This is a genomic window from Winogradskyella pacifica, assembly GCF_013403915.1.
Taxonomy (GTDB): Bacteria; Bacteroidota; Bacteroidia; order Flavobacteriales; family Flavobacteriaceae; genus Winogradskyella; species Winogradskyella pacifica.
In genome coordinates this window covers 86,970-101,104 of record NZ_JABFDI010000012.1, presented here as the reverse complement: position 1 = coordinate 101,104, position 14,135 = coordinate 86,970, and the positions used below count along the sequence as shown (strand labels likewise).

General features: G+C 33.9%; 12 protein-coding genes. 2 read left to right on the top strand and 10 right to left on the bottom strand.

Going from position 1 to position 14,135, the window contains the following annotated elements; genetic code table 11:
* Positions 1-91: 91 nt before the first annotated feature.
* The 4 genes from gldD to mutY form a co-directional block, all read right to left on the bottom strand.
* A complete protein-coding gene (gldD, locus tag HM984_RS11880; RefSeq protein WP_115808116.1) occupies positions 92-661 on the bottom strand; it encodes a gliding motility lipoprotein GldD in 570 nt (189 codons plus the stop codon).
* A gap of 86 nt (positions 662-747) precedes the next feature.
* The gene (locus tag HM984_RS11875; protein ID WP_179349317.1) at positions 748-2,067 is read right to left on the bottom strand and encodes a gliding motility-associated protein GldE; all 1,320 of its coding nucleotides are present in this window, start codon (positions 2,065-2,067) and stop codon (positions 748-750) included.
* 20 nt (positions 2,068-2,087) lie between these two features.
* The gene (locus HM984_RS11870; RefSeq protein WP_179349316.1) at positions 2,088-2,543 is read right to left on the bottom strand and encodes a single-stranded DNA-binding protein; all 456 of its coding nucleotides are present in this window, start codon (positions 2,541-2,543) and stop codon (positions 2,088-2,090) included.
* 88 nt (positions 2,544-2,631) lie between these two features.
* Complete coding sequence (gene mutY / locus HM984_RS11865; protein WP_179349315.1) at positions 2,632-3,672, bottom strand: A/G-specific adenine glycosylase; 1,041 nt, start codon at positions 3,670-3,672, stop codon at positions 2,632-2,634.
* A 134-nt stretch (positions 3,673-3,806) separates the two neighbouring features.
* Between mutY and HM984_RS11860 the strand changes: the two genes are divergently transcribed.
* Complete coding sequence (locus HM984_RS11860; RefSeq protein ID WP_008270198.1) at positions 3,807-4,097, top strand: HU family DNA-binding protein; 291 nt, start codon at positions 3,807-3,809, stop codon at positions 4,095-4,097.
* Positions 4,098-4,421: 324 nt separating this feature from the next.
* A complete protein-coding gene (locus tag HM984_RS11855) occupies positions 4,422-5,960 on the top strand; it encodes an Rne/Rng family ribonuclease (protein WP_115808110.1) in 1,539 nt (512 codons plus the stop codon).
* 383 nt (positions 5,961-6,343) lie between these two features.
* On the opposite strand, the gene HM984_RS11850 is transcribed toward HM984_RS11855, so the two are convergent.
* The 6 genes from HM984_RS11850 to HM984_RS11825 form a co-directional block, all read right to left on the bottom strand.
* Positions 6,344-7,051 carry a Bax inhibitor-1/YccA family protein gene (locus tag HM984_RS11850; protein WP_115808109.1) on the bottom strand — a complete coding sequence of 236 codons (708 nt, stop codon included), beginning with the start codon at positions 7,049-7,051 and terminating at the stop codon, positions 6,344-6,346.
* A gap of 112 nt (positions 7,052-7,163) precedes the next feature.
* On the bottom strand, positions 7,164-7,859 hold the full coding sequence (locus HM984_RS11845; protein ID WP_040756752.1) for a zinc metallopeptidase: 696 nt from the start codon (positions 7,857-7,859) through the stop codon (positions 7,164-7,166).
* Positions 7,860-7,973: 114 nt separating this feature from the next.
* The gene (gene ald, locus HM984_RS11840) at positions 7,974-9,074 is read right to left on the bottom strand and encodes an alanine dehydrogenase (protein ID WP_115808108.1); all 1,101 of its coding nucleotides are present in this window, start codon (positions 9,072-9,074) and stop codon (positions 7,974-7,976) included.
* Between the two features lie 349 nt (positions 9,075-9,423).
* The gene (locus HM984_RS11835) at positions 9,424-9,852 is read right to left on the bottom strand and encodes a hypothetical protein (protein WP_179349314.1); all 429 of its coding nucleotides are present in this window, start codon (positions 9,850-9,852) and stop codon (positions 9,424-9,426) included.
* Between the two features lie 4 nt (positions 9,853-9,856).
* Positions 9,857-10,825 carry a polysaccharide deacetylase family protein gene (locus tag HM984_RS11830; RefSeq protein WP_179349313.1) on the bottom strand — a complete coding sequence of 323 codons (969 nt, stop codon included), beginning with the start codon at positions 10,823-10,825 and terminating at the stop codon, positions 9,857-9,859.
* The gene (locus HM984_RS11825) at positions 10,818-13,964 is read right to left on the bottom strand and encodes a leucine--tRNA ligase (RefSeq protein WP_179349312.1); all 3,147 of its coding nucleotides are present in this window, start codon (positions 13,962-13,964) and stop codon (positions 10,818-10,820) included. The genes HM984_RS11830 and HM984_RS11825 overlap by 8 nt, the downstream gene beginning before the upstream one ends.
* Positions 13,965-14,135 lie beyond the last annotated feature (171 nt).

Sequence of the window (14,135 nt, the reverse complement as noted above, 5' to 3'; positions counted from 1 at the left end):
ACAGCCATTTGGCTGTCTTTTTTTATTTCAAAGTATTTGCGATTTTATATAGTAATACTAAATTATGCATGCTAATAGGTATTATGAATATTTATTCCTTCCAACGTACCGTTTCCATAATACGTGTAATATCCTTTTTTAAATATTCTGAAGCCGGATAAATAGAATCATAATTTGGTTTCGCATAGAAATAAAGCGAACCGCTTAAAAAGTGGTTGATACTATCTGTAACATAAAACTGAGATTGTGATGCAGCATTGCCTCCTATTTCATATAACATACCATAGACATTTGCTTCTTTGTTCTCAAATAACTGATGAGAAATTTCATCAGCTTTTATAGCATGTTTTTGCGTAAGGTTTTGAGCATCTCTAAGTAAACTATCAATATTGCCATTTTTAACTTCTTTATAAGTAAGGTAAATAGTGGCTTTTAAAGGTGTGTATTTAATATTGATACCATTAGTTTTACCTAATGATGTTACCGTTTTAATAGGATCTGCCAATGTGTTTTTTTCAAAAGAAAAAGGTAAAGGAAGAATCGCTTTTTCATAAACAGCGTTTGGATATTCGAGTCTTAAATAACCCTTAGGTTTAGGTAAGGTATCGTCCCCACAACCTAGCATTAATACACTTAAAAGAGGTAAAACTATTCGTTTCATGTGTTTTATTTATTGTTTTTATAAGGTGCACCTGGTGTTTAGTATTAACCAATCTCGTAAATAATAATACGTTTAATAGGCGTGGATTACTCTTGTGCGTCTAATAAAGTGAGTTTTATTTGTTTAATACGTTTGCGTTCTAAGGCTTCTACAGTGAAAACGTAATTTTTAAAATTTATTTTACTTCCTATTCTCGGAAATCCACCAGAAATCTCTAAAACAAAGCCAGCAAGGGTTTCAGCATCTCCTTTTTTGGCTTCAAAATATTCAGCATCGTCTTCAATTCCGACTATTTTATAAACGTCTTTTAAAGGTGTTTTGCCTTCAAAACTATAATTGTTATTGTTGAGTTTAGTGTAAATTAAATCGTCATCATCATATTCGTCACTGATATCTCCAACAATTTCCTCAATAATATCTTCTAAAGATACCAAACCAGACGTCCCCCCGTATTCATCAACAACAACTGCAAGATGCACTTTTTTGGTTTGAAACTCTACCATTAAATCATCTAGTTTCTTGTTTTCGGGTACAAAGAAAGGTTCACGTAAAATGGTAGTCCAGTCAAATGTTTTCTTATTTAAATGTGGTAATAAATCCTTTACATAAAGGACTCCTTTTATGGTATCAATACTTTCTTCGTAAACCGGAATCCTAGAATAGCCATTGTCAATAATTTGACTAATAATGGTGTCGTAAGGAGTATTAATACTTAGTGCAAATAAGTCCATTCGAGGACGCATCACTTGTTTGGTGTCTGTGTTTCCAAAAGACACAATTCCTTTTAATAGTTTTTGTTCCTCTTTTGTAGTGTCCTTGTCATTCGTTAATTCTAAAGCTTGTGATAATTGATCGACACTAAGATTAGAACGTTGTTTTCCAAATTTATTATGAATTTGAATGGTTACATAACGCATCGGTAAACTTAAAGGTGAAAAAATAACATCTAAAACCCGTAAAGGTCTCGCCATAAATGAAGAGAATTTTACGCTATTTCTACTGGCATAAATTTTAGGAATAATTTCTCCAAACAATAAAATTAAAAATGTTGCAGAAATAACTTCAACCAAAAATCGAAAAAGGGTATGAGTAATGCTACTAAACAATGTTTCACCTACATAAGCAAAGAGCAAAACAACCGCAATATTTATAAAATTGTTAGCGACTAATATGGTGGCAAGTAATTTTTTTGGCCGCTCTAAAAGCTTTGCAATAATTAACATAGCTGGTGACTTGTTTTCTAAGCCCTCGTCTAAGTTTGTTTTTGTTAAAGAGAATACAGCAACTTCAGCACCCGAAATTAAAGCTGAACAGGTTAGTAAAATTATAATTATGATAATACTTGAAATAAATGAAGCATTAGCGATTAATAAGGATGAAATTAAAACCGTGGGTTCTGGGTCCAAAATTAAGTGAGATTAAATGGTTAAAATGGTAAATCATCATTTTCTTCTGACTCTGAGCTCGTCGGTGCAGAAGGTTGCGATTGAGAACTCGCATTAGATGGGTTAGACTTTTTTGATTGTTGTGAGGATTGTTGATCCGTTTTTGGTGTTAAAAACGTAAAATCATCACACTGAATTTCCGTAGAATAACGCTCCATACCTTTGTCATCGGTCCATTTTCTAGTTTTAATTCGGCCTTCAATATAGACTTTGTCACCTTTAGTAAGATATTTTTCACAAATCTCAGCGGCTTTGTTTCTAACAACAATATTATGCCATTCTGTATTTGAAACACGCTCGTTAGTTTGCTTACTTACATAAGTTTCACTCGTTGCAAGAGGAAAGCGGCCAACGCAGTTTTTATCATCAAAATAATGCATTTTTACTTCGTCGCCTAAATTTCCAATCAACATTACTTTATTTAAAGTTCCAGACATAATAATAAATTTTTAATAAGTTGTAAAGTTACTCAATTGCGTAACCACTACTTTAAAAGTAGTAAAAAAATGTGATTTCTTTAGGGTTCTAAAAACTGAAATTGTCTATAAATTCACTTATAAGCACAGGAGAGGGGTATTTTGTAAGGGTTTTTATTAAAATTGCCTCTTCTGGAAGCGCCGCTACATCAATAATCCAAAATTTAGTATGCAAATGCTGATGCGATAATTTGTGTACTATATCTGTTTCATTATATAAAGAGTAATCTAATGTTTCCTGTTTTAATACGTAGTCTTCAAAATTTAAAAGATGAAACTCTTCTGGAGTCAAACTTTTTTCAGATTCTATTAAAGGGAATTGATAGAGGTGCTGCCAAATGCCTTTTTTAGTGCGTTTTTCAAAAAGCGTCTTTTTATTAGGATCCATAAACACTAAAAAATTAAAGTATTTAACAGTGACCTTAGTTTTTTTCAACTTTACAGGGAGTACATCAACCATTTGATTTTGGAGTGCTACACAACTATCTTGAAAAGGGCAAACAGAACAATCTGGATTTTTTGGTTTACACTGTATAGCTCCAAACTCCATTATCGCTTGGTTATATGTTGCTGGTTGATGGCGATCTATTAATGTTGAAGCTAAAGATTTGAATTCTTTTATGCCTAAAGTTGAATTTATAGGAGTTTCAATACCGAAATACCGCGATAATACGCGGTATACATTGCCGTCAACAACAGCTGCCACTTCGTTAAATGCAATCGAAGCGATGGCACTTGCGGTATAATCACCAACTCCTTTTAATTTTAATAAGTCGTTATACGTGTCTGGAAATTTACCATTTAACTCATTAACAATGTGTTTTGCTGTAAAATGTAGATTTCGAGCTCTAGAATAGTAACCTAAGCCTTGCCATAATTTTAAAATTGACGTTTCAGAGGCATTAGCAAGGTCAAAAATGGTAGGGTATTGCGTAATAAATGCGTTATAATACGGTAACCCTTGCTTAACTTGGGTTTGTTGTAAAATTATTTCGGATAGCCAAATGTAGTAAGGATTGCTGGTTTCTCGCCAAGGTAAATCCCTCTTTTTGTCTGAATACCAGTTGATTAGTTTGTGATTAAAATCCATTTCGTTTTTTTAATGAAAAGCAAAACTAAATGTTTATTGTGTTAAATTTTAATTAATTACGTTTGAACTATTGAAATTAAATTACCTATATTTGCATCCCTTAGAATTTATAGTAACCCTAAAACTAGTAAAAAATGACAAAAGCTGATTTAGTAGCGAAAATATCTGATAAATTAGGTATCGAAAAAGGTGATGTCCAAGCGACCGTTGAAACCTTTATGGAAGAAGTAAAAACATCTTTAGAGAGCGGAGATAACGTATATTTAAGAGGTTTCGGAAGTTTCATTATTAAAACAAGAGCTGAAAAAACAGGTCGTAATATTTCAAAGAATACTACAATAAAAATTCCTGCACACAACATTCCTGCATTTAAGCCTGCTAAAGTATTTTTAGAAGGAGTTAAATCTAATGTGGAGGTTAACTAAGAAAGCATTTAAACAAAATATTAATTTAAAAAGCATTATTTATTATGCCAAGTGGTAAAAAAAGAAAAAGACACAAGGTAGCGACGCACAAGCGTAAGAAACGTAGACGCGCTAATCGTCACAAGAAAAAATAAATTGTTAAAAGTAGTTTTATAACTACTTTTTTCAGTTTTAGAGAAACGTTCTTTGATATAGAATTTGCGGCATTTAATAGAGTGTTGCCAAATTTGTTGGTATTCCCGATACTTAGAATCGGGAGACCTGTGTCAAATAATTTAGTGAAATCCATCTATCTCAATGAAGAGCTAGATATAAATTAACATTATGAACAAGGAATTAATCGTAAGATCGAGTTCAGATATTGTTGATTTTGCCTTATTAAAAGATGGAAAACTTATTGAATTACACAAAGACGAAGAGGATAATAACTTTGCGGTTGGTGATATTTTTATTGCCAAAATACGCAAAGTCATTCCTGGTCTAAACGCCGCGTTTGTTAACGTCGGCTATGAGAAAGATGGTTTTTTACACTATCATGATCTAGGACCGCAAATGCCTTCGCTTTTAAAATTCATTAAACGTGTAAGCACAGGAAAATTAAAGGATTATACCCTTAAGGACTTTCCTATGGAAAAGGATTTAGATAAAAATGGCAGCATTGCAAATGCCATAAAATCTAATCAATCCATTTTAGTACAAGTAGTAAAGGAACCAATCTCTACTAAGGGACCACGCATTAGCTCAGAACTGTCTATTGCTGGAAGATACATTGTCTTGGTGCCTTTTTCTAACCGTATTTCAATTTCTCAAAAAATTGAATCGCAAGAAGAAAAAGACCGCCTTAAAAGACTCGTTAAAAGTATCACTCCTAAAGGTTTTGGGGTTATTATTCGTACAGTAGCTGAAGGCAAGAAAGTTGCCGAGCTCGATAGTGATTTACAGAATTTGCTGGATCGATGGACAGCAATGTGTAAAAAATTGTACAAAGCACATCACCCAACTAAAGTATTGGGAGAAATGAACAAAGCATCCTCAATTTTGAGAGATATTTTTAATGATTCATTCTCTGGTATTATTGTAGATGATGAAGAAATGTATGTACAAGTAAAAGATTATGTGCAGCAAATTGCACCGAACAAGGAATCCATAGTGAAGTATCACAAAAATGGCCCTATTTTCGAAAAATTTGGTATCGAACGCCAAATAAAAACATCATTTGGTCGTACAGTATCTATGTCAAGAGGGGCTTATTTGGTTATAGAACATACCGAAGCGCTTCATGTTGTAGACGTAAACAGTGGTAATCGCTCTAATAAAGAGAAGAACCAAGAAGATACGGCTTTAGAAGTCAACATGATTTCTGCTCAAGAAATTGCCAGACAATTGCGTTTACGTGATATGGGAGGCATTATCGTTATCGATTTTATCGATATGGGAAAAGCAGAAAACAGAAAAAAGCTTTATAATTATCTTAGAGATGAGATGAAAGATGATAAAGCAAAGCATAAAATATTGCCGCCGAGTAAGTTTGGATTAGTGCAAATAACCAGACAGCGCGTTAGGCCAGAACGCAATATTAAAACGAAAGAAGAAAATCCTAATGTATTAGGCGATGAAATCGAAGCACCAATTAAAGTGGTGGAACGTATTAATCAAGACCTACAACGGATTTTGAAAAAAGACTATAAAAAGGTGACTCTTAATACACATCCTTTTATAGCGGCCTTTTTAACCAAAGGGTTTCCATCAGTGCGTTCAAAGTGGTTTATTGAACATAAAAAATGGGTGAAAATTTTACCTAGAGATGCTTACACTTATCTTGAATATCATTTTTACGATAAAAATGGTGACAAAATTGAATAATATCTATTAGAAAAGCCCAACTGAAATTTCAGTTGGGCTTTTTACTTTTAAAGTAAATTTATATCTATCTGTAACGTCTTTTTGTATTCCAAACTAGTGAACTTGCGTTACTAAATTTTAACGTTTTCGTTCCTACTTTACTCTCTGTTACTGTTCTGTTACTTGTTTTCATAATTTTTATATTTAATGTATTGTGCTTTTTAAAGCGGGTGCAAATTTACGCCACTTATAAGCTTTAGAAAACAACAGATTTAATATAATTATATGCTATATTACCTTTATTTTGGTTTTTTTAACATAATTGGAGATAAAATAAATTACTTAATAGAAAAGCCCAACTAAGATTTTTAGTTGGGCTTTTGTAAATTATATACGAGTTGGTATTAATCTCTAGACATAAATATTCTAAGGATATACCAAAACAATAACATTAATGAAGCAAACAAACCTAAGGCTGCAGGAATGTAATCTTCCACTCCATAAGTTTTTACCAAATTAGATGTTTGATATAAGATCGATCCACCAGCTAACAGACACATCCCAACAGAAAACCATAAGCCTAGGTCAAAACCAAATAGGGTTCCAGCAACGATTAATCCAATAGCAATGAAAAACCCAATAGTTAATCCTGTTTTTAGAAATGAAAAATCAGTTTTTGTCATTAATACTGCTGCAGATAAACCTGTAAACAGTGCTAAAGTCACTATAGAAGCTTGATAAAGAACATCTGAACCAGAAGGTCCCATTAATTCTGTTACCATATATAGCATTGGGACAAAAATTAAAGCTTCAAAAAATATATAAATACCATAGGCTAGGTACTGCATGTTTTTATCGGTTGTTTTCATAGCCATGCCTTCAGCATAATTTGTGGCTAACATAAAACCTCCTAGTAACAATAGCCATTTATAGCCTTGTGTCATAGAGAGCATAAAACTGACGACCATTTCACTTTGGAGTAAAAGGTATTCAAACAAAATAAAGACAAGCACACCGCCGGCCACATGTGAATATGTTTTTTTGTAAAAAGCAACACGATCAACTTCAGATAGACTGCCGATCATAATTTTTCCTGGGAATTGTTGTTCCATTTTAGATTTAAGGATTGGTTAGTTTAACTAATGTATGTAATTTCAATAGTATTTCAAATAAAAAAAGCTCCGATTACTCAGAGCTTTAATTGTATGTATATGTTTTAAGTTATTAATCTCTACCTCCAAATACTTGCAATGCCCAATACAATAAAGACGCTAATGCACCTATTGCAGCAACCAAATACGTTCTAGCTGCCCATTTCAACGCATCTTCAGAACCTTTGTATTCGTCTGGTGTAAGCATGTTTTTGTTTTTTAACCAAGCCAAAGCTCTGTTACTTGCGTCGTATTCTACAGGTAAGGTAATAAAGCTAAATAGTGTTGCAAAGCCCATAAAAACTAAACCAGCAACGGCTACCCAATACCCTAAACCAACTCCTGCAGCGGCACCTAAGATTAAACCACCAATGACTAACCATTGCGACATTCCAGAAGTAACACTTACAATTGGCACTAATGCCGAACGCATACCTAAAGCACTATAAGCTTGTGCGTGTTGTACGGCGTGTCCACATTCGTGAGCAGCAACAGCAGCCGAAGCAGCGTTTCTTTGATTATAAACAGACTCGCTTAAGTTTACTGTTTTATTTTTTGGATTGTAATGATCTGTTAATTGTCCTGGTGTAGAAATAACCTCTACATCAGTAATACCATTATCCGCCAACATTTTTTCTGCAATTTCTCTACCAGATAAACCATTTCGTAATTGAATTTTAGAGTATTTGGCAAATTTCTTTTTAAGTTGATTACTCACTAACCAGCTCACTAAAGCAATAGCACCAATTAGTATGTAATATCCTATCATTCCACTCATAATTTGAAATTTTTAATTCATGTAAATTTAATAAATGAATTGCAAATAATGAGCCAAATTTGAGTTAAGAAATTTTGTCAGGATTTTAGATGACAATGGCTTACTTTACATCGCATCAACAGACCAATTGAAGGCTTCAGCGATTTCTTCATAAACGATTTTGCCTTTAACAATGTTTAATCCTTTTGCTAAGGTTTCGTCATTTTTACATGCCGTTTCCCAACCCTGATTTGCTAAACGTAATACATAAGGTAAGGTAACATTAGTTAAAGCTAAAGTTGACGTGTAGGGCACAGCTCCTGGCATATTAGCGACACAATAATGTACAACATCATCAATAATAAATGTTGGGTCCTCGTGTGTTGTTGCTTTTGTGGTTTCCATACAACCACCTTGATCTACAGCGACATCTACCAAAACAGTGCCTGGGCGCATATCTTTAAGCATATCTCTTGTAATTAGTTTCGGTGCTTTTGCTCCTCTTACTAAGACGCCACCAATAATTAAATCATGATCTTTTATACGTCTTCTAATATTATATTCACTTGAAAATTCAGTCACCACATGGCTAGGCATAACGTCGTTTACATAACGCAGTTGTTTCATATTGATGTCCATAACAGTAACATGAGCACCTAAACCCGCAGCCATTTTAGCTGCTTGGATACCAACGATACCAGCACCCAAAACTAAAACACGACCCGGTGGTACACCTGGCACTCCACCTAATAATACACCACGACCTTTAATCGGTTTTTCTAAATATTTAGCACCTTGTTGAATCGCCATTCTTCCGGCAACTTCAGACATTGGTGTTAATAATGGAAGTGTGCCATCTTTATCTTCAACCGTTTCGTAGGCAATACAAACCGATTCGCTTTTTAACATGGCTTTTGTTAAAGGTTCGCTAGACGCAAAATGAAAATAGGTAAATACCACATGATGCGATTGTATTAAAGGATATTCTTCTTCAATGGGTTCTTTTACCTTTACAATCATGTCGCTAGACGTATAAACATCGGTTATAGTTTCTAACACTATGGCTCCAGCATTTATATAATCTAAATCCGAAAATCCACTACCAAAACCAGCATCTTTCTGAACATAGACTGTGTGTTTGTTTTTTGTTAGCTCGAAAACGCCAGATGGTGTCATACCAACTCTGTTTTCATTGTTTTTGATTTCCTTTGGAACTCCGATTTTCATAGGTTTTTTTTTAATTTAATAAATCTGTCAAATGGAATTCGCTAATTAAATTATCGATTAGATTCAATTTTTTAATTAAGCTCATTTCATGTGTTTTGTAGATTCTGAGATTAATATGAGTAAGAAAGTACCATCAAAAAAACTAGCTGTGCAAATTTTAATATAACGATGATTTTATTTTTATGAAATCAGTATTATGACGCTTTAATTTTGAAAACTCTTAAAAATCGAGTTGTCTTTGAGGGCAATATGATATTAGGATAATGATAGAAATCTTGGAGGAAGTGGTGTTGTGAATATTGATGCTCTAAACAATGTTACAAATAAACATAGGGTTAAAGCTGAGGCATTAGTAGTCATACAGTGTTAAAGACACTTTAGAAACCTTCTCATTACTAAACTCAATATAGAGATGTTCTACTTGGTCGCTGTTAAATTGTGGCGCTAAGCCAAGCTCATATAATATGATGTCTTTAGTTAAAATATAACTTGGCTGACCTAAGCGTTTTATGACATTGGGTTTCGATTCGTTCAATAAAACACGAGAGTCAATAAGGTCATTTACAATTTTATGACGCGTCATGGGTTGTGTTTGCCACTGCGCTTCGGTAAAACGTTCTTCAAAAAAGAAATGTATAGAGGTGCTAATTATAAATGCAGAAAAAAGTATCAAACCAATTTGATTGATCTGATTATTACGAAAATCAAAATAATCCTTTAACTGCTTAGGCTTCTTTCTTGGTGTTGGTTTCTCTAAAGATGGTTTATCTGAAATCATAAGGCTAGGCTTTGGTAAGTTCAGAATAACTTAAAAAATAATTTTCTTCGCAAGGTGTTAAAGCGTGCGGATAACTAGGAATAAGTAGTACACCTTCGGGTGTTAAATTCCATGTTTTGTATTGCCAATAACTGTCGTCAACAAAGGTTTCGCATTCTTCCTGTAGATCAGCTTCTGTATTATCATATTTGGTTTTTAACTTTTGAAAGAAATCAACCTTTGGATATAACGATTCAATCTTCTCAATAACTTTTAAGTCTTCAAGATTAAAATTATAAGCAACATTGCCATGAGCAGGATGCGCGCCACCACAATAGACACTGTAATATTTTAAATAACTTATAAATTTACTATCGACGAGGTTGATGTCGTATGAAATTTCGAACCAAGAATTACAATCTAAATTATCTTTGGCATCTTCCAAATGAATAGCATCTAGAATAGGATTAAATACCGCACGTTGTTCTTTTGAAAATCCGTTGCCTAATCTAAATAAGGGGAGCTTAGAATATTTTTCATGAAACCAAACTAACTGTTTGTCCTTGTAATTAACGATACTATCTTTAATAAATGTCAGTTTAGGATTTCTGAATTCCTCTAAAGGCTCTTGTTCTGTTTCAGTTAAAATAACATTATGGGTTTCCTCTTTTAAAGTAAGATGTCCAATAAGTTGATTGCCTTTTTTAGTTAATCGAAAAACTTCATCAGCATCACTAACTCTGTCAGGACTGAAATAATAACCATCAATTAAAGTGATAGATTCATCATTATAGCGTCCTTTTAGAGGAATGCTAATCAATTTAGAATCGTAAAAATAATAGCCTTCTAATTCGCCAGAAGTGGAGTCGTTATCATGTGGATAACTACTAAGTTCTAAATGAATAGGATAGTTAGAAACCGTACCAACATAACTTTGAGACCAACTTATAATTGGCAACAAAGTTATGATGATATGTTTTAGAAGTTTACCCAACAATATTTACAATTTTACCAGGCACTACAATCACTTTTTTAGGTGTTCTACCTTCTAATTGTGCAATTGTTTTTTCGTGAGCCATAACGGTTTTTTCAATATCGTCTTTACTCATATCCATTGGTAATTCTAGCGTGAAACGCATTTTACCATTAAAAGAAATTGGATATTTTTTGCTGCTTTCTACTAAGTGACTTGCGTCAAATTCTGGGAAATCTAAAGTGGAGATTCCTTCGAAATCCTTTGGTAGGTTTTCTACTTCAATTATTTTATTAAAATGAATACAAGCATATAAATGCTCAGCAATATGCGGAGCATAAGGAGAAATTAAAATCAATAAAGGTTCTAAAATATCTTTGCTTGTACACTTCTGAGCTGTTAATTCATTTACAGCAATCATAAAAGTAGAAACCGACGTATTGAAAGAGAAATTCTCAATGTCTTCTTCAACCTTTTTAATCGTTTTATGTAATGTTTTTAAGTTGTCTGCAGTCGGTTGTGCATTATTAACTTTTAGGCCATCATCACCAACATATAATTTCCATAGTTTTTTAAGGAAGTTATGGACTCCTGTAATACCAGCGGTATTCCAAGGCTTGTATTGCTCTAATGGTCCTAAGAACATTTCATACAATCTTAGACTGTCTGCTCCGTAGTCGGCACAAATACTATCTGGATTGACGACGTTATATTTAGATTTAGACATTTTTTCGACATCTCTACCAACTTTATAGACTCCATCTTCACTTATAAATTCAGCATCTTTAAAATCTTCACCAAATTCTCCATCAGTTTTTAAACCTTCAATATCTAACTCATCCGAAGCATTTACATATTGTACTTTTACATGAATAGCTGAAAAATTAAGGCCTTCAATGATTGCACCTGTATTCTGACTATATATATCTTTTTGAACTGCTTTATATAATTCTTGAAAAGTACTTATAGTCTCTTTTTGATCATCGTTTAATAAATCGAAAAATACAGTATCTTCAATAATGCTAGCTAAACCTTTAGTGAAACCATTACCATTGGCAAATGTGTTCTTATCTTCTGCAGAAATTTTTGAACTTAGTATAAATTTATATAAGTCTTCATATTTCTTAAAGCTATCATATGAAATATAAAGAGCTTTGCTTAAGCTAGGGTCTTTAAAATCTTTTGATGTTGTAGATAAATGAGATAAAAGATCAACTCTATAAACAAAAGCACTAGTCCCAAGTATCATCCCTTGGTTAATCAACTTTTTAAAAGGCTCTTCAACATTAACAAAACCGCGATCTTTCAATAATTTTACCCAAAAACGAGAATAGAGTAGGTGACCTGTAGCATGTTCGCTACCACCAATATATAAATCTACATTCTCCCAATACTTAAGGGCGTCTTCACTTGCAAATACACCATCTCTATTAGCTGCGTCTTCCATATAACGGAAGAAATACCAAGAACTACCTGCCCAACCTGGCATTGTATTAAGCTCTAAAGGAAATACGGTTTTATGGTCTATCAACTCATTACTAACAACTAAAGACTGAGTTGTATCCCAAGCCCAAACATCTGCACGTCCTAAAGGTGGTTCGCCTTCTTCGGTTGGTAAATATTTTTCAACTTCTGGCAACACAATAGGCAAATGTGCTTTGTCTATCATTTGTGGCATACCGTTAACGTAATACACTGGGAATGGCTCTCCCCAATAACGCTGACGAGAGAAAACCGCATCTCGTAAACGGTAATTGGTTTTACCTTCGCCTTGTCCTAATTGCTCTAATTGGTAAATCGCGAGTTTAGAGGCTTTTTTATAGTTCATGCCGTTTAGGAAATCACTATTCGCAATTTTTACATTGTCTTTAGACGCAAAAGCTTCTTCAGAAATATCGGCACCTTCAAATATATTTGGAATGGCGATATCAAAATGCTTTGCAAAATCGTAATCACGTTGGTCTCCACAAGGCACCGCCATTACAGCTCCTGTTCCGTAGCTTGCTAATACGTAATCGCCAATCCAGATGGGGATTGGTTCTTTAGAAAACGGATGTTCTGCATAAGCGCCAGTAAATACACCAGAAATGGTTTTTACATCTGCCATACGATCGCGTTCGCTACGTTTCGCTGTTTTTTCTATGTAGGCTTCAACGGCTTCTTTTTGTTCAGCTGTTGTGATTCTTGAGACTAATTCGTGTTCTGGCGCTAAGGTCATAAAAGACACTCCAAAAATAGTATCTGGTCTTGTGGTGAAGACGTCTATCACCTCGTCATGTCCATTCACATTAAAAGTCACACTTGCTCCAACCGATTTTCCAATCCAGTTTTTTTGAATATCTTTTAACGCATCGGTCCAATCAATGGTATCTAAACCTTGTAGTAAACGTTCCGCATAAGCAGAAATACGCATACTCCATTGGGTCATTTTTTTACGCACTACAGCATGACCGCCACGTTCTGAAACTCCGTTTACAATTTCGTCGTTAGCTAAAACGGTTCCTAATGCTGGACACCAGTTCACTTCCGTTTCTGCTAAATAGGTTAATCTATATTTTAAAAGGATGTCTTGCTGTTGTTCTGAGGAATAAGAATTCCAGTCTTCAGATGTAAATGATTCAATGTTTTCATCACAAGCGGCATTTACCGTTGCATTACCTTCTGTAGCAAATTTTTCAATCAATGTTGCGATATCTTCCGCTTTATTTGAATCGTTATTATACCAAGATTCAAATAATTGAATGAAAATCCATTGGGTCCATTTGTAATATTCAGGATTAGAAGTACGTACTTCACGACTCCAATCGAAAGAAAAACCAATCTGGTCTAACTGACGACGATACGTTTTTATATTCGCTTCGGTAGTTACCGCAGGATGCTGACCAGTTTGAATGGCATACTGCTCTGCTGGTAAACCAAAAGAGTCATAGCCTTGTGGATGTAAGACATTAAATCCTTTATGACGTTTGTAACGTGCATAGATATCACTAGCAATATAACCTAATGGGTGACCAACGTGCAAACCTGCTCCAGATGGATAAGGAAACATATCTAAAACGTAATATTTTGGTTTATCGCTGGTGTTTGAGGCTTTAAAAGTTTCGTTTTTTGCCCAATGGTCTTGCCACTTTTTCTCTATACTGTTAAAATCGTATGTCATATTAATTGTCTTTTCACGCAAAGGCGCAGAATCTCAAAGCATATCTTTATAAAAATTTTCTTTGTGACTTAGCGCCTTTGCCCGAATTTTTCTTTAATTTAAAGGACAAATTTAAAGCTATTACAACACAATTAAAAACGAAACGTTGTAATACTTAAAGACTATTTATAA

Coding starts and splice junctions, on each gene's coding strand:
- gldD (WP_115808116.1), bottom strand. CDS start 661: ATGAAACGAATAGTTTTACCTCTTTTAAGTGTATTAATGCTAGGTTGT.
- HM984_RS11870 (WP_179349316.1), bottom strand. CDS start 2,543: ATGTCTGGAACTTTAAATAAAGTAATGTTGATTGGAAATTTAGGCGAC.
- mutY (WP_179349315.1), bottom strand. CDS start 3,672: ATGGATTTTAATCACAAACTAATCAACTGGTATTCAGACAAAAAGAGG.
- HM984_RS11860 (WP_008270198.1), top strand. CDS start 3,807: ATGACAAAAGCTGATTTAGTAGCGAAAATATCTGATAAATTAGGTATC.
- HM984_RS11855 (WP_115808110.1), top strand. CDS start 4,422: ATGAACAAGGAATTAATCGTAAGATCGAGTTCAGATATTGTTGATTTT.
- HM984_RS11850 (WP_115808109.1), bottom strand. CDS start 7,051: ATGGAACAACAATTCCCAGGAAAAATTATGATCGGCAGTCTATCTGAA.
- HM984_RS11845 (WP_040756752.1), bottom strand. CDS start 7,859: ATGATAGGATATTACATACTAATTGGTGCTATTGCTTTAGTGAGCTGG.
- ald (WP_115808108.1), bottom strand. CDS start 9,074: ATGAAAATCGGAGTTCCAAAGGAAATCAAAAACAATGAAAACAGAGTT.
- HM984_RS11835 (WP_179349314.1), bottom strand. CDS start 9,852: ATGATTTCAGATAAACCATCTTTAGAGAAACCAACACCAAGAAAGAAG.
- HM984_RS11825 (WP_179349312.1), bottom strand. CDS start 13,964: ATGACATACGATTTTAACAGTATAGAGAAAAAGTGGCAAGACCATTGG.